Annotated in this window: 11 protein-coding genes and 7 pseudogenes; 9 read left to right on the forward strand and 9 right to left on the reverse strand. The window is 47.0% G+C overall.

What is annotated here, in order from left to right; genetic code table 11:
• Positions 1-38: 38 nt before the first annotated feature.
• A pseudogene (locus TZ48_RS08120) lies at positions 39-831 on the reverse strand (cytochrome C assembly family protein).
• Positions 832-1,005: 174 nt separating this feature from the next.
• Here TZ48_RS08120 and ffh point away from each other — a divergent pair.
• The 5 genes from ffh (at position 1,006) to rplS (ending at position 4,643) form a co-directional block, all read left to right on the forward strand.
• Positions 1,006-2,388 (forward strand): signal recognition particle protein, encoded by a 1,383-nt coding sequence (gene ffh / locus TZ48_RS08125; RefSeq protein WP_112478811.1) that lies wholly within the window; start codon positions 1,006-1,008, stop codon positions 2,386-2,388.
• Positions 2,389-2,636: 248 nt separating this feature from the next.
• Complete coding sequence (gene rpsP / locus TZ48_RS08130; RefSeq protein ID WP_031494887.1) at positions 2,637-2,885, forward strand: 30S ribosomal protein S16; 249 nt, start codon at positions 2,637-2,639, stop codon at positions 2,883-2,885.
• A 46-nt stretch (positions 2,886-2,931) separates the two neighbouring features.
• On the forward strand, positions 2,932-3,462 hold the full coding sequence (gene rimM / locus TZ48_RS08135) for a ribosome maturation factor RimM (RefSeq protein ID WP_162674520.1): 531 nt from the start codon (positions 2,932-2,934) through the stop codon (positions 3,460-3,462).
• Positions 3,463-3,497: 35 nt separating this feature from the next.
• A complete protein-coding gene (gene trmD / locus TZ48_RS08140; RefSeq protein ID WP_112478813.1) occupies positions 3,498-4,247 on the forward strand; it encodes a tRNA (guanosine(37)-N1)-methyltransferase TrmD in 750 nt (249 codons plus the stop codon).
• Positions 4,248-4,289: 42 nt separating this feature from the next.
• Positions 4,290-4,643 (forward strand): 50S ribosomal protein L19, encoded by a 354-nt coding sequence (rplS, locus tag TZ48_RS08145; RefSeq protein WP_112478814.1) that lies wholly within the window; start codon positions 4,290-4,292, stop codon positions 4,641-4,643.
• 110 nt (positions 4,644-4,753) lie between these two features.
• Here rplS and yacG read toward each other — a convergent pair whose 3' ends face one another.
• The 8 genes and pseudogenes from yacG to nadC all read right to left on the reverse strand — a co-directional run bounded on the left by yacG (position 4,754) and on the right by nadC (position 11,874).
• A complete protein-coding gene (gene yacG, locus TZ48_RS08150) occupies positions 4,754-4,948 on the reverse strand; it encodes a DNA gyrase inhibitor YacG (protein WP_112478815.1) in 195 nt (64 codons plus the stop codon).
• Between the two features lie 53 nt (positions 4,949-5,001).
• Positions 5,002-5,741 (reverse strand): annotated as a pseudogene (gene zapD / locus TZ48_RS08155) (cell division protein ZapD).
• A gap of 31 nt (positions 5,742-5,772) precedes the next feature.
• Positions 5,773-6,380: pseudogene (gene coaE / locus TZ48_RS08160) on the reverse strand (dephospho-CoA kinase).
• Positions 6,380-7,251 (reverse strand): annotated as a pseudogene (locus TZ48_RS08165) (prepilin peptidase). The pseudogenes coaE and TZ48_RS08165 overlap by 1 nt, the downstream one beginning before the upstream one ends.
• A gap of 42 nt (positions 7,252-7,293) precedes the next feature.
• Positions 7,294-8,520, reverse strand: a complete 1,227-nt coding sequence (locus TZ48_RS08170) for a type II secretion system F family protein (RefSeq protein ID WP_112478816.1) — start codon at positions 8,518-8,520, stop codon at positions 7,294-7,296.
• Positions 8,521-8,536: 16 nt separating this feature from the next.
• Positions 8,537-10,224: pseudogene (gene pilB / locus TZ48_RS08175) on the reverse strand (type IV-A pilus assembly ATPase PilB).
• Between the two features lie 10 nt (positions 10,225-10,234).
• Positions 10,235-10,681 (reverse strand): pilin, encoded by a 447-nt coding sequence (locus TZ48_RS08180; protein ID WP_112478817.1) that lies wholly within the window; start codon positions 10,679-10,681, stop codon positions 10,235-10,237.
• Between the two features lie 303 nt (positions 10,682-10,984).
• Positions 10,985-11,874, reverse strand: a pseudogene (nadC, locus tag TZ48_RS08185) (carboxylating nicotinate-nucleotide diphosphorylase).
• 185 nt (positions 11,875-12,059) lie between these two features.
• On the opposite strand from nadC, the pseudogene ampD reads away from it, so the two are divergent.
• The 4 genes and pseudogenes from ampD to TZ48_RS08205 form a co-directional block, all read left to right on the forward strand.
• A pseudogene (ampD, locus tag TZ48_RS08190) lies at positions 12,060-12,622 on the forward strand (1,6-anhydro-N-acetylmuramyl-L-alanine amidase AmpD).
• A gap of 405 nt (positions 12,623-13,027) precedes the next feature.
• Complete coding sequence (gene pdhR, locus TZ48_RS08195; protein ID WP_112478818.1) at positions 13,028-13,795, forward strand: pyruvate dehydrogenase complex transcriptional repressor PdhR; 768 nt, start codon at positions 13,028-13,030, stop codon at positions 13,793-13,795.
• A 56-nt stretch (positions 13,796-13,851) separates the two neighbouring features.
• Complete coding sequence (aceE, locus tag TZ48_RS08200; protein ID WP_112478819.1) at positions 13,852-16,515, forward strand: pyruvate dehydrogenase (acetyl-transferring), homodimeric type; 2,664 nt, start codon at positions 13,852-13,854, stop codon at positions 16,513-16,515.
• A gap of 30 nt (positions 16,516-16,545) precedes the next feature.
• The coding region (locus TZ48_RS08205) for a biotin/lipoyl-containing protein (RefSeq protein WP_338062257.1) at positions 16,546-16,777 on the forward strand (232 nt) is incomplete at its 3' end.

The raw sequence follows: 16,777 nt of genomic DNA on the forward strand, positions 1-16,777 counted from the left end.
GTCAACGCGCCTTTAGTTGTAGTGCGTCTAAGGTCGACTTAGTTCAAGATGATCTCTCTTACAAAGCGACTGCCAAAGTAAGCGAGCGTGAGAAGTGTGGCGCCCGCGACTGCAAACCATGTGACTTTTTTGCCGCGCCAGCTTTTTGATAGTGTCCCCAAAGCAGCACCGAATAAACAATCCACGCCATTAAGGACAAAATACCTTTATGCGCTTTGCCTTGAGCAAACATATCTTGGACAAATACAAAACCTGTGATCAAGGTAGCGGTTAATAAGCCGGTACCGATGAGGATGATATTGAAAAGTTGCCTCTCCACCATCATTAATGGAGGAAGGTTAGGGTTAATCGTTAGCGCTTTCTTGTTTTTCAGCTTGTGATCAAGCCACGCTAGTTGCAATGCATACAGTGCGCCAATAGACAGCGTCGAGTAAGAGAATAGTGCCAGTGAAATGTGAATCAACAGCTTCGGGTTGTGCTCTAGGTGGGTAATAAAGGCTGTCGGTACAAACGCAGCCGCACTGAGATTGATTGCCGCAAAACTATAGACCACAGGAAGTAAGAACCAAATGCGAGTTTTCACCATTGCGACGCTCATAAATAGCGAGATGATGAAGCTAATCAGTGATGCGACATTAAGAATACTGAGGTTCTGGCCTGTGCCGCTGAAGATTAAATCGCTGAGCAGCACAGCATGAAATGTCAGTGCGAGGACGGCACTAACCAGAACAGTTTTTGTACGGATCCCGACCTGATTAACCAAGCCTGGATGATAGTTGCGATGGCCAGGCCATAAAGTATGGCGGCCGCAATTGCGATTAAACTGTCCATTTTTCCTAAAAAATCGATTGCTTAGAGCACGAATTATACCCTGCATCGTCCTATTGGGCTACGCCAGATGTAAAAACTATTGACTCGTATTTGATCTTGTTAGATATGACTCTCACTGCTGGCTAAGGTATACTCACTGCAATTGATCGCCCAGTTTGAAGCGAAGAGAAAGAAATGTTTGAGAATTTAACGGATCGTCTATCCAAAACGCTGAAGAACATCAGCGGTAAAGGTCGTCTGACCGAAGACAACATCAAAGACACGCTACGCGAAGTTCGTATGGCGCTGCTTGAGGCGGACGTTGCTCTGCCAGTTGTTCGTGAGTTTATCAAAGGTGTTAAAGAGCGCGCTGTTGGCGTTGAGGTGTCGAAATCACTTACACCAGGGCAAGAGTTCATCAAGATTGTTCAAACTGAACTTGAACAAGTTATGGGTGAATCGAACGAAGCGCTCGACCTTGCTGCGCAGCCGCCAGCTGTCATTCTTATGGCGGGTCTACAAGGTGCAGGTAAAACCACCAGTGTGGGCAAGCTCTCTAAGCTTCTAAACGAGCGCGAGAAAAAGAAAGTATTGGTTGTGTCTGCCGACGTATACCGTCCAGCGGCAATCAAGCAGCTTGAAACACTAGCCGGTGATGTCGGTGTGGACTTCTTCCCATCGACAGCCGATCAAAAGCCAATCGACATTGCTAATGCTGCAATCGATCACGCTAAGAAGAAATTCTACGACGTATTGATTGTCGACACCGCAGGTCGCCTAGCGGTTGACCATGAAATGATGGATGAAATCCAGCAGCTTCATACAGCAATCAACCCAGTTGAAACCCTGTTCGTGGTTGACGCCATGACAGGTCAAGATGCGGCGAACACAGCCAAAGCCTTCGGTGATGCACTGCCACTAACCGGTGTGATCCTGACTAAGGTGGATGGTGATGCTCGTGGTGGTGCGGCACTTTCAGTTCGCCATATCACAGGCAAACCCATCAAGTTCTTGGGTGTGGGTGAGAAGACCGACGCACTCGAGCCGTTCCACCCAGACCGCGTGGCTTCACGTATTCTTGGTATGGGTGACGTTCTTTCTCTTATCGAAGACCTTCAGCGTAATGTCGATACTGAGAAAGCCGAGAAGATGGCGAAGAAGTTCAAGGAGAAGAAAGGTTTTGACCTTGAAGACTTCCGCGAACAGCTTGGCCAGATGCAGAACATGGGCGGCATGATGGGCATGATGGATAAGCTTCCGGGTATGTCTAACCTGCCGGACAACGTCAAAGATAAAGTTGACGACAAGATGTTCAAGCAGATGGAAGCCATCATCAACTCGATGACCATGAAAGAGCGTCAGCGTCCTGAACTTATCAAAGGTTCTCGCAAAAAACGTATCGCGGCAGGTTCTGGTACTCAGGTGCAAGATGTGAACCGCCTGCTTAAGCAATTCACCCAAATGCAGAAGATGATGAAGAAGATGCAGAAAGGTGGCATGCGCGGCATGATGCGTAACATGCAAGGCATGATGGGTGGTATGGGCGGCGGTGGCGGTTTTAATCCGTTTGGTAGATAGTAGCCTGCAAGGACCAAGGACCAAGGACCAAGGACCAAGCAGTTCCATCTATTATTTAAATTCAAACTGTTACCTAGCTCACACATTCACCAGCGCCCAAAAACTGGTGAAAAAATAGCTAAACCCCTTGCAATGCCTCGGAATAAGAGTAAAATTCCGAGGCTTTATTTTGGCACGAGACCTCAGGTTGCTCATTTGAGAAACATTTCTGAGGTCATTTTTATTATTGAGAAAGCAAAGAGGACGATATGGTTACCATTCGTTTGGCACGTCACGGCGCTAAGAAGCGTCCATTCTATCAAATCGTAGTAGCGGACAGCCGCAATGCAGCAACTGGCCGTTTCATCGAGAAAGTGGGTTTCTTTAACCCAACTGCTACTGGTCAAGAAGAAGGTCTACGTCTAGACCTAGAGCGCGTTAACCACTGGGTTGGTCAAGGCGCAACAGTTTCTGACCGCGTTGCTAAGCTAGTTAAAGACGCTCAAAAAGCGGCTTAATTCTAGTTAAGTAAGCAGTATGTCGTCGATGAAAGGTAAAGACACAATGAGCAATCAAGACGAAAGAATTGTTGTAGGTAAATTTGGTTCTACTTACGGCATTCGTGGATGGCTTAAGGTGTTTACCTACACAGACAATCCTGAAAGTATTTTTGATTACAGCCCTTGGTATATTAACCAAAAGGGTGAATGGGTAGAGTACAAAGTCGAAAGTTGGAAGCGCCATAACAAAGGTATGGTGTGTAAACTAGAAGGCCTTGAGGTTCGTGAAGAAGCTCACCTGCTGACCAACTTTGAGATTGCGATCGACCCAGCTGTGCTACCAGAGCTGTCAGAAGATGAATTCTACTGGCGCGAATTGTTCGGTATGAAAGTAGTGACCACGAAAGGTTATGACCTAGGGGAAGTAACTGACATCATGGAAACGGGATCGAACGATGTTTTGGTGGTGAAAGCAAATCTGAAAGATGCTTTTGGGAAAAAGGAACGGTTAGTACCGTACCTTGAAGAGCAAGTGATCAAGAATGTTGATCGCGAAGCTCAACGGATCGAAGTTGACTGGGATCCTGGATTCTAATTCATTTTTAGTAACTCAATAGAGCGAGAGAACAGATGTGGGTTGGCGTAATTAGCCTGTTTCCAGACATGTTCCGCAGCGTTACTGATTATGGAGTAACAGGTCAAGCGGTTAAAAAAGGTCTACTGTCGATTGAGACATGGAATCCTCGTGATTTCACTCACGACAAACATCGCACTGTCGATGATAGACCTTACGGTGGTGGTCCTGGCATGTTGATGATGGTTCAGCCATTGCGCGATGCCATTCACGCAGCCAAACAGGCATCACCGGGTAAGACGAAAGTCATTTACCTTTCTCCTCAAGGTCGTAAGCTCGACCAAGTTGGGGTAGAAGAACTAGCGAAAAACGACAACCTTGTGTTGATTTGTGGACGCTACGAAGGGGTAGATGAGCGCATCATCCAAACTGAGGTTGACGAAGAATGGTCAATCGGAGATTTTGTGATGACAGGTGGGGAAATCCCAGCCATGACGCTAATCGACTCAGTCTCACGGTTTGTTCCGGGAGTACTAGGCGATTTTGCTTCGGCAGAAGAAGATTCTTTTGCCAATGGTTTGTTAGATTGTCCGCACTATACGCGCCCTGAGGTGTTAGACGATTTAGAGGTACCAAGTGTCCTCAAGTCTGGCAACCATAAGGATATTCGTCGCTGGCGACTAAAACAGTCGTTAGGCCGTACTTGGCTAAGAAGACCGGAGCTCCTGGAAAACCTAGCTCTGACTGACGAACAGGAACAATTACTTGCCGAGTTCATTAAAGAAACTCGAAATAACAGCAAGTAACCTATTTAATTTAGTATCAGTTTATTCTAGGAATTTAAGAACATGAGTAACATCATCAAGGCTCTTGAAGAAGAGCAAATGAAATCAGACCTACCTAAATTTGCACCAGGTGACACTGTTGTAGTTCAGGTTAAAGTAAAAGAAGGTGACCGTGAGCGTCTACAGGCTTACGAAGGCGTTGTAATCGCTATCCGTAACCGTGGTCTTCACTCTGCTTTCACTGTTCGTAAGATCTCGAACGGCGAAGGTGTTGAGCGTACGTTCCAAACTCACTCTCCAATGGTTGATAGCATCGAAGTTAAACGCCGTGGTGCAGTACGTCGTGCCAAGTTGTACTACCTACGTGAGCGTTCTGGTAAGTCTGCTCGTATCAAAGAGAAACTTGCTAAGAAGTAATGCTATTTTACTAGCGTTCTCAAAGATTAAGCGGAGTCCTCGGACTCCGCTTTTTTTATGCCTGCGAAGTGCAGGCATAAAAAAAGAGCCTCCGAAGGAGGCTCTAGGTATTAGTAATTGTCTTCCGACCAGCCATCGCTGTCCGACATATCTGGTGCGCCCGGAATGGTATTCTCTTCATCCGCCCATTCACCAAAATCAATCATTTGGCACTGCTTAGAGCAGAATGGACGGAACGGGCTCTCTTCACCCCAAACCACCTCTTTTTTACATTGTGGGCATGGGACAATAGTTGGTTTACTCATAATAATTCCTGAGTGTGACAGTTCACTGAGTTTGCAGTTAAATGAGTTGGTAGTTAACTGCAAATCGCTAGTTCAAATTCAACATCGTTAAGGTAGGCTTGTCCAGACTCAAAAGCCATAAACTTCACCGTAAAGCGGCTCTTGTGGCCTGATACCATAGGGTAGACGCGTAATGCATTGGAATGTTGAGTCTAATGATATTCGCCTCTTCAGCCTCACTTTGAAGCAGCCCTGAACGCGCAATTTGCGGCTTAAATCGGCCGGTTTCACGAGTGAGTTTTAGCCACAAGTGCAGCGCGTTCATCAGTGGCTTAAGTGACGCCAGCCACATTTCAGCATCATGCATACGCTTATCGATAGGCAAATGCAGCCAGTGATGCAGGGTTGGCAAGTCAAAACAGCAGGCGCCACCTGGCAGTCCAAAACGCTGACGAATCGCGCTCAAGAATCGATCTTCTTTAAAAGATTGACCGAAACGCTCTGCGCCCATCAGTTCACGGTGCACGCTGTCGAGATCGCCTAAGATCGAGCCCAGCATCTCTTGATCGACATCGTCGATATTGAGCCAAGCTCGATAGGTTTGTCGCTGCTTTTCAAGATCCTTAGCCAGCTCGCTTTTAAGCTGGATCTGCTCAAAAATCTCTAATAAATCAAACAGAGATTTAAAGAAGATCTGGTGCTGGTAGTTATCTGAAAAAGACGAGGAATGCTGTAGCTGTCTCAGTAGAGATTCAACTCTTAGGTATATTCTGGTTTTTTCGTTAAGAGGGTGTTCGAATCTATTTGTGATCATGTGCTAGCCTTTAAACGCTTCCTTGCTATTTTCACCGATTTTTACCGCATAATGCTAGGTACTTTTGGTGCAATTGTGTGACTTGGGGCAAAAGTTGAGCGTTGTCAGTATTATTATCAATCACATCATCTGCATGCATCAGTCGGGTATCTCTATCGACTTGTGCTTTGAGTATAGAACGCACCTGTTGTTCGGGCACCCCGTCACGTGTCATTGTTCGGTAAATTTGTGTGTCGGCGGCGACATCGACCACAAGTACGCGGTCGGCCATGCTTTGCAAACCGTTCTCGATCAGTAGCGGTACCACAAGTAAAGTATAGGGGCTGGTCGAGGCATTAAGACGTTGCTGCATCTGTTGGCGGATCATCGGGTGCAGTAAGTTGTTTACCCACTGCTTTTCCTCATCATTAGCAAAGATGCGCTCTCTTAGTGCTGCGCGATCCAGTGAGCCGTCGCTTTGTAAAATATCGTGGCCAAAATGCTGGGTAAGTGCGTTTAAGCTTCTGAGCCAATCTCGACCACATCGCGTGCCACGACGTCCGCATCAACGAGGTCGATGCCAAACTCATGATGAAACAGATTGGCCACGGTGGTTTTTCCGCTCGCAATACCACCCGTTAAGCCGACTACAAATCCCACTAGTATACTCCCGTCACTGTCGCCAAATAGAAGTGAGTGATGGCATCGCCCCATAGCGCGCTAACCCAGCCAGCAATCGCTAGGTAAGGGCCAAACGGAAACGCCACATCTAAACCTTTGTTTTGCATTCTAAGCTGAATCAAGCCAAACACAACGCCAACAACCGAGGAAAGTAAAATAATCATTGGCAGGTGTGCCCAGCCAAGCCAAGCTCCCAGAGCGGCGAGTAGCTTAAAATCGCCGTAGCCCATACCTTCCTTGCCCGTTAACAGCTTAAACAGCCAATAGACAGACCAGAGGCAAAGGTAACCCGCGATAGCGCCAATCACAGATTCTTGCAGAGTGATGGGTGAGATGCCGAACAAGGCGAGCGCAATCCCAGCCCAAATTAGCGGCATGGTGAGCTGGTCGGGCAGCAGCATAGTATCAAGGTCGATAAAGGTTGCAGCGATAAGCACAAACGTCATGGCAATCAGCGCCACACTGTAGAAGCTAAAGCCTAGTTGCCAAGCTACAGTGGCGCTAAGAGCCGCAGTAAGCAGCTCAACCAGCGGATAGCGGATGCTGATTTTACTCTCACAGTGACGGCAGCGTCCTTTGAGTAACAGCCAGCTTAGTAGCGGGATGTTGTCGATAATGCGAATCGGCGTGTTGCATGATGGGCAGCTGCTGCGGGGAATGCTGAGATCAAAGCGTCCCTCTGGCGGCGTTATCTTGTATTCTGGGAAGCTTCGGCACACTCTTCACGCCAGCCGCGCTCCATCATGATAGGTAATCGATGGATCACCACATTGAGAAAGCTTCCGACAATTAGGCCAAGAATGGCTGCGAATACAACAAACAACCAAGGGTAATAAATCAACACGTCCATTTGCGGCTACACAGGAAATAAATCAATAAGTTAATGTCTATGTTAGCCTATTACGGTCATTAAGTTAAAGATAGGAAGGTACATTGCGACCACAAGCCCACCCACGAGGGTTCCAAGGAAAACAATGATAAATGGCTCGAGGATCTTGCCTAAATTATCCACGGTATTATCGACTTCGGCTTCATAAATGGCCGCTACGCGATTGAGCATGTCATCTAGGGTTCCGGATTCTTCACCGATCATTACCATTTGCAGCACCATTTCAGGAAAGGCATCGGCTTGACGCATGGCTAGATGGATTGGCGTACCAGCGACAATATCGGAGTGGATAGACTGAATGACTTGTTGGTAGTAGAGGTTATCAGCGGTTTTCGCACTGGCTTGTATGCTCGACAGTATCGGTATACCGGCGCTAAAGCTGGTGGATAGGGTGCGGCTGAACTTGGCAATGGACGCTTTAGTGATCACTTGGCCTATGATAGGTATCCGCAATACAAGATGGCTGGTGTAAAGCCGTACGCTGAAACTGCGCTGACGAGCAACCTTCAGACCGAAAGTGGCCAGAATAAACAGGTTAATACTCAGAAAGCCATGTTGCTGAAACCACGCTGAAAGGCTCAGCACCTGCTGAGTAAACCAAGGAAGGTCGGCATTAAAACCGCGAAACATCGACTCAAACTCTGGCACTACGGTGGTGAGCATCAGGTAGGTGACCCCAAGTGAGACCAGTAAGATCATCACTGGATATATCAGCGCCTTGATCACTTTGGAGCGCAGCATCTCTTGCTTTTCGCGATAGTCGGCTAAGCGCTCAAACACACCCGCTAGGTTACCTGAGTTTTCTCCGGTAGCGACCATGTCGACATAAAAGCTATCAAAATGACGGCTGGCCACCTGCATCACCCGTGAAATTGGCGTGCCGGCTTCCAGTCCTTTGCTGATTTGCGACAGTATCGACTTCATTTCCGCTTTGGCTTGATTGTCAGCAATCAGCTTGATGGCATGAACAATGGGAATACCGGTGCTGAGCATAGTGGCGAGCTGGCGGGTAAGGATGGTGATGTCTTTGCCTTTGATGCGCTGAGTCAGCTTAGTCCAAGTCGAGATACTGCGTTTTTTAAGCTTGCGGACTTGGATATGCTGCTGTTTGAGGGTTTCACGCGCTTCAGGCTCGGTTAGAGCCAATGTTTGGCCTGAGACTTTCTTGCCTTGGCTGTTTACGCCTTTCCAGTGAAACGCTTTGAGCGTTGGTTCGAGCTTTTTAACCATACTACTTAACCCATGATTAGAAGTAGAGCACGCGCTGTAACTCTTGATAGCTGGTCACGCCATCTCGAAGCTTTTCAATGCCCGATTGTTTGAGGGTGGTCATTCCTTGAGATTGCGCCAACGCTTCTATCTCTTGCATGCTCGCGCCAGTAAGCAGAGCATTGGCGAGCTCATGGGTACACTCCATCACTTCATAAATGCCAGTACGCCCCAAATAGCCATAGTTGCAATGATTGCAGCCTTGTTCGTTTGCTTGATAGATAAGTTCATCGTCACTAATGTTGAGAGAATGACGCAGCGCCGGTGACATAGGGTCAATAACCTTACAGTGTTGACACAGCTTGCGTGCCAGGCGCTGAGCGATGATGAGTGACAGTGAAGAAGCAAGGTTAATGCTCTCGACGCCCATGTTTTTAAGTCGTATCACTGTCTCTGCTGCGGAGTTGGTGTGCAGAGTAGAAAGCACTAAGTGGCCAGTTTGCGCTGCTTTCACCGCGATCTCCGCCGTTTCAATATCGCGAATTTCGCCCAGCATCACCACGTCTGGATCTTGGCGCAGGAATGATCGCAGTGCGGTGGAAAAATCAAAGCCGATCTTAGGGTTGATTTGTACCTGATTGATCCCATCAAGGTGGATCTCTACCGGATCTTCGGCGGTAGATACGTTGCGTTCAGCAGTATTGAGAATATTCAGTCCAGTATACAAAGAAACGGTTTTACCGCTTCCCGTAGGTCCAGTCATTAAGATCATCCCCTGCGGCTTTTTCAGTGCGGCAAGGTAGAGAGATTTTTGCAGTGCGTTATAACCCAACTGATCGATATCGAGATTGGCAGAGTCGCCATCGAGTAATCGCAACACGATCTTCTCACCCCACATGGTTGGCAGGTCGATACTCGCATGTCAATCGAAGCACTCTCCGATAACCTCAGTTTTAAACGGCCATCTTGTGGCAATCGGCGCTCAGCGATATCCAACTTCGCAAGGATTTTGATCCTCGCCGCCAAACGCCGGCTGAGCTGCGTCGCTGGCTGGTGAGTTTCAATCAAGATCCCATCACAGCGCAGGCGTATTCGGTATAGATGTTCATAAGGTTCGAAATGGATATCAGAAGCCTTTTTACGCACCGCATCCATGAGAACTTGATGGATAAAGCGACTGACGGGTGAATCATCTTGGGAGAGATCTTCGATGTTGTCGATCTCAGCGTCACTGACTTGGACGAGGTTGGCGAGATCGTCTGAGGTGAGTTGTTTGGTGTTTGATTTGGAATCTAGGTTGTTATCACCGTAGAGTTTGCGTATCGCTGCGCGGATGTCTTCGCAGTTTGCAATGACCAGTTCAACCTGCATTCCTGTGGCAAATCGAAAATCATTTTCAGTCTGCATTAAGCTTGGATCAGCAGTAGCAACTGACAATGTGTTGTTTACAATAGCGACTGGGAGTGCGTTGTGCTCCAATATTATTTCTCTGAGCCCTAATCGCTTGCATGCATTGATATAATCAGTTTCCGAGAGAACTCTAGTCTCAAGACCAAATAACTCACTAATAGTCGTCGCTAGGTTAGAGGCACTGAGCCATCCTTTATCAACTATCCCTTCTGGAACAGTCAATTCGCCAGAAGAAGTCCATTGGACTAACTCATTCTCTTGAGACTCGCTCAATACTCCAGCTCTTTGAAGTATTGAGCATAAACTAGAGTTCATATTATGAAACTCAATAATCGTTTTTACAGTTTTTTGGTCGTAAATTTTCAGTGATGCCGCTGTCAGTAACGCATGTCCACTGTCCCTCATCACTCCTCACTAATCGGATTCCATGACTTGACAGGTCAGGGCTTACGAGCCCTGCAACAAAGTTGTATGTAATAGTTCCGCTGGCTGAGGATGCACTTGATTGTGCCAATTCAATGTTACCCATCGATGCTGCCGGAATGCCAACAGCTGCCGATTGAGTGTCTGCTGGGAATTCGCCATTTTCCAATGTGAACGTTTCAACATTGGTCTTTAGTCCTGATAGAGTCGCTAGAGCTGAAGACAACTCACTTTTTGCTACATAGTTTTGGTACTGCGGCAACGCCACCGCCGCCAACACCCCAATCACAGCCACCACTATCATCAACTCAATCAAGGTAAAACCTTGCTGCTTTGTTGTTTTTTTCATTTTTAATCCTTAATAAATTAGTTGCACAAGCCGAACATACTCCTGAGGTTTACCCCAATAAAGTTAATGGCTTAGCGCGCTAGAGACGGTTCTAAAAAATGCGGGCGTATTGCAGTAGATTGCAGTTTGATTGCGAGTGATATTGAAGTGCAGGGATTAGAACTGATTAAAAAGCAACCAGAAAAAACAGAGAGCAATGAGGTAATGAGATCAAAAAAGCGAAGCTATTTGCTTCGCTTTTCAAACAAGGCGTTTAGTCTTTGAACCCTAGGGCCGAGAACCAAGTACCGAGGACCGATTTTATTAGTCCTTAAACCTCATCGACAAATCCATCGCCTTAAGATGCTTAGTCAGCGCACCAACAGAAATGTAATCAACACCCGTTTCAGCAAACTCAGCGATAGTCTCTAGAGTCACGTTACCAGAGTTTTCAAGTGCAGCGCGGCCAGCGTTGATTTCAACGGCTTTGCGCATCATGTCGGTGGTGAAGTTGTCGAGCATGATGATATCTGCGCCAGCTCGATTGCTTGTTGTAGCTCTTCTAGAGATTCGGTTTCGACTTCAACTGGCTTACCTGGATTTAGCTGCTTAGCGGTTTCAATAGCTTTAGTGATGCCGCCACATGCGATGATGTGGTTCTCTTTAATTAGGTAAGCATCAAACACACCGATACGGTGGTTATAACCGCCGCCACAAGCCACTGCGTATTTTAGTGCGCTACGCAGACCTGGGATGGTTTTACGAGTATCCAGTAAACGACATTCTGTGTGCGCGATTTTTGCCGCGTACTCTGCGGTCACTGTCGCGCAGCCTGATAGCGTTTGGATGAAGTTCATCGCGTTACGCTCACCTGTCAGCAGTGTGCGTGCAGGACCTGTTAGCGTGCAAAGCACCTGGTTTGGTTCTACTTTGTCGCCATCTTGTACGTGCCATTCAATGCTGACTTCGCCACCAAGCTGTTTAAACACTTCATCAGCCCACATCTGTCCGCAGAATACGCCGTGTTCACGAGTGATGATTGTGGCAACGTTCTGAGTATCTGCTGGGATCAGGCTTGCCGTGATATCGGTCATTACATCCAGTGTTCCGCCCAAATCTTCACGAAGCGTGTCGGCCACGGCACGTGTGATTTCTGAAGGAAGTTGCTGCTTTAGATATTCAAGACGTTCTTGGCTGTTATGTGTGTTTTTCATCGCTTAACGTGTTTAGTGGGGGAACGAAGTGGGCATGATACTCCTGCTTGTGCGGAATTTCAGCATCAAATCTCGCATTTTATTGGCCGTCGGATAAAATCAAAGCGATAGCGATGTAGATGAGCTCAAAATATATGCAAAACCAAGATAGAACCCATGCCAATCAAGCCGCGGAGAGCGATGCTATGCCAGATAATGTTTCAGGTGTTATCGATGAGCAGGGTTGGTATCCACGAGCAAGGCGAGTACCTTCTCCCCATTTTGATGCCAGGCCGATGTGGAAGATGTTTCCTTGCTGGTGGTGCACAATATTAGTCTTCCTCCAGGGCAGTTTGGTGGGGGCTACATTGAAGACTTTTTCCTTGGCAAGCTTGATGCAACTGCCCATCCTTTTTTTCACGTGATTAAAGACCTGCGTGTTTCGGCGCACTGTTTAATAAGGCGAGATGGTGAAGTGGTTCAGTTTGTCCCTTTTCATGCTAGAGCTTGGCATGCAGGCATGTCGAGCTTTGCAGGCCGATCAAGATGCAATGATTACTCGATTGGCATTGAGCTTGAAGGTACAGATTATGTGGCCTATACCGAAGCGCAGTATCAAAGCTTGCAACGCTTAACCCTGTCACTGCAAGCACGCTATCCAGCAATGACTCGTGAACGTATCACCGGGCATCAATACATTGCGCCGCTTAGAAAAAGTGACCCTGGTCTCGTTTTTGATTGGCGTCGTTTCAAAAATTCTCTGTCATAAAACATTCACTCCACCTTTTAGTGTCGATTTCGTGGCCGTATTGTCGCGCCACGAAATATTTTGTTATTCAAATTATTAATAACCAGTGATGTGGTTATTCCTTTCTTTCTTGATATTGGTCAATTTCCTTTGTCTGACAAATAAGGTTCTTTGTTGTTGATTTATAAGGGTTTTTATAGCACGTAAATTACCCGATAAGTTTCTTGTATGTAATTGGTCTGACCATGAGTGTTGGCGTTTTAATCTATAAATGTTTCATTAAGGTTAACGCAAGGCCAGTTCTATGATGTGAATCAATTTTTCACTAGACATTGGTGTTTTAAATGTGTTAATTTTTACCCCAACTTATAAATTGGTAATACCAATTAACAGCTCAAGCAAGTAGAACAATAAAGAACAATAGTTATGGCTTATCAAAGGATCCGTCAGCCGAAACTTTCGGATGTTATCGAGCAAGAATTGGAGCGCTTGATCGTTGAAGGGACACTTTCAGCAGGACAGCAGCTTCCACCTGAACGCGAGCTGGCAAAGCAGTTTGATGTTTCTCGTCCATCTATTCGAGAAGCGATTCAGCGACTTGAAGCGAAAAAGCTTCTTACTCGTCGTCAAGGCGGTGGCACGTTCGTTAGCGAGAACATCTGGAAAAGTTTCTCGGATCCCTTGTTAGATCTTCTATCTTCTCACAAAGAGACTCAGCTAGATTTGCTTGAGGCTCGTCATGCTATGGAAGGTATTTCTGCTTACTTTGCTGCTTTGCGTGGCACTGATGAAGATTTTGCTCAAATCGAGACGTGTCTAAGCAACATTGGCATCGCACAGGAAGCGGATGATGTGGAAGCGGAAGCCTCTGCTGTCATGGCATTTCTTGTGGCACTGACGGAAGCCGCACACAACGTTGTACTGCTGCATATCGTGAGAAGCTTGGCACCGCTGCTTGAGCAAAATGTTCTACAGAATTTAGAGCTATTACATCGCCGCTCTGAGGTGGTGGAGAAAGTCAGTAAACACCGAGCTAATATCGTTGAAGCGATCGTCGCTGGTCAGCCAGAAAAGGCGCGTGAGATGTCGCATTCGCACTTAGCTTATATCGAAGAAACATTGTTGGATTTGACCCGAGAGGCGTCTCGTCGTGAGCGCTCTTTAAGACGAATTCAACAAGATAGTGATTCTTAAAACTAGAAACGCTTACTTTAATTAAGTAGATCCAACCAACAGAAGGATAGATCGCCATGTCTGACATGAAGCATGACGTAGATGCACTGGAAACTCAAGATTGGCTTCAAGCACTTGAATCCGTTGTTCGTGAAGAAGGTGTAGAACGTGCACAATTTCTACTAGAAACTGTTCTAGAGAAAGCTCGTTTAGATGGCGTTGATATGCCAACAGGCATCAACACTAACTACATCAATACCATTCCAGCGGCTCAAGAACCAGCATACCCTGGTGACACTACACTTGAGCGTCGTATTCGTTCGATTATTCGCTGGAACGCAATCATGATCGTATTGCGTGCTTCTAAGAAAGACCTAGACCTTGGTGGTCACATGGCTTCTTACCAGTCTGCAGCAGCATTTTATGAAGTGTGTTTCAACCACTTCTTCCGTGCTCCAAACGAAACTGACGGCGGCGATCTGGTATACTACCAAGGTCACATCTCTCCGGGTATCTACTCTCGTGCGTTCGTTGAAGGCCGTCTAACTGAAGAGCAGCTAGACAACTTCCGTCAAGAAGTAGACGGTAAAGGTATTCCTTCATACCCACACCCTAAACTGATGCCTGAGTTCTGGCAGTTCCCAACCGTATCTATGGGTCTAGGTCCAATCTCTGCGATCTACCAAGCGCGTTTCCTTAAGTACCTAAATGGCCGCGGCCTAAAAGACACGTCAGCTCAGCGTGTTTATGCCTTCCTAGGTGACGGTGAGATGGATGAGCCAGAATCACGTGGTTCACTGTCTTTCGCTGCGCGTGAGAAACTAGACAACCTATGCTTCCTAATCAACTGTAACCTTCAGCGCCTAGATGGCCCTGTAATGGGTAACGGTAGCATCATCCAAGAGCTAGAAGGCCTATTTAAAGGTGCTGGCTGGAACGTTGTTAAGGTTATCTGGGGTAACAACTGGGATGCACTGCTGGCGAAAGACACGTCAGGCAAACTTCTGCAGCTAATGAACGAAACTGTAGACGGTGACTACCAAACATTTAAATCGAAAGATGGCGCATACGTACGTGAGCACTTCTTTGGTAAGTACCCAGAAACGGCTGCACTGGTTGCAGACATGACCGATGACGAAATCTTCGCGCTTAAGCGTGGTGGTCACGACTCTTCTAAGCTGTACGCAGCCTACAAGAACGCGGCAGAGACGAAAGGTCGTCCAACTGTCATCCTAGCTAAGACTGTTAAAGGTTACGGCATGGGTGATGCGGCTGAAGGTAAGAACATCGCACACCAAGTTAAGAAGATGGACATGACGCACGTACTGCACCTACGTGATCGTCTAGGTCTTCAAGACATTCTAACTGACGAGAAAGTGGCTGAGCTTCCATACCTGAAACTGGAAGAAGGCAGCGCAGAGTACGAATACCTGCACGCTCGTCGTAAAGCGTTGAAAGGTTACACGCCACAGCGTCTACCTAACTTTACTCAAGAGTTCAAAGTGCCAGAGCTAGAAGAGTTCGCGCCGCTACTAAGTGAGCAAAAGCGTGATATCTCAACGACAATGGCATACGTTCGTACTCTGAACATCCTGCTTAAAGACAAGAACATTGGTAAGAACATCGTTCCTATCATCTGTGATGAAGCGCGTACGTTCGGCATGGAAGGTCTATTCCGTCAGATCGGTATCTACAACCCACACGGTCAGAACTACACGCCACAGGATCGCGATATTGTTTCTTACTACAAAGAAGCGACCTCTGGTCAGGTTCTACAAGAAGGTATCAACGAACTAGGCTCAATGGCTTCTTGGGTAGCGGCTGCAACATCTTACAGCACTAACGATCTACCAATGATTCCGTTCTACATCTACTACTCAATGTTTGGTTTCCAACGTGTAGGTGATATGGCATGGATGGCTGGTGACCAACAAGCTCGTGGCTTCCTACTAGGTGCAACGGCTGGTCGTACAACGCTAAACGGCGAAGGTCTACAGCACGAAGATGGTCACTCGCATATCATGGCGAATACGGTTCCTAACTGTATCTCTTACGACCCAACGTTCGCTTACGAAGTGGCAGTAATCATGCAAGACGGTATCCGTCGCATGTACGGTGAGAACCAAGAGAACGTGTTCTACTACCTAACTGTGATGAACGAGAACTACGCAATGCCAGCAATGCCAGAAGGCGCTGAAGAAGGCATCCGTAAGGGTATCTACAAGCTTGAGTCTTACGCAGGTGACAAGTCTAAAGTTCAGCTAATGGGCTCTGGTACTATCATGAACGAAGTACGTAAAGCAGCGACGATTCTAAGCGAAGAGTACGGCATCGCCTCTGACGTGTTCTCTGTAACATCATTCAACGAGCTAACTCGTGACGGTCAAGACGCAGAGCGCTACAACATGCTTCACCCAGAAGCAGAAGCGAAAGTCCCTTACATTGCGCAAGTAATGGGCACTGAGCCAGCAATCGCGGCGACGGACTACATGAAGAACTACTCTGAGCAAGTTCGCGCGTTTATGCCTTCTGAGTCATACAAAGTACTGGGTACAGATGGCTATGGTCGTTCAGACAGCCGTGAGAACCTACGTCGTCACTTCGAAGTTAACGCAGGCTACGTGGTCGTTGCAGCGCTAACTGAACTAGCGAAGCGCGGTGATGTTGAGAAGTCTGTTGTGACTGAAGCAATTGCTAAGTTCAACATCGACACTGAAAAAACTAACCCACTTTACGCTTAATACAGCGCTTAATTAGAAGGTAAATAAGCAATGGCAATCGAAATTAATGTACCTGACATCGGTGCGGATGAGGTTGAAGTTACTGAGATTCTTGTAAGCGTTGGCGACAAGGTGGAAGAAGAGCAGTCTCTAATCACTGTTGAAGGCGACAAGGCTTCTATGGAAGTGCCAGCGTCTCAAGCAGGTATCGTTAAAGAAATCAAAGTAGCGGAAGGCGATTCTGTTACTACGGGTTCTCTTATCATGATTTTCGAAGAGGCAG

The sequence above is a fragment of the Vibrio variabilis genome, from assembly GCF_003263785.1.
Classification (GTDB): Bacteria; Pseudomonadota; Gammaproteobacteria; order Enterobacterales; family Vibrionaceae; genus Vibrio; species Vibrio variabilis.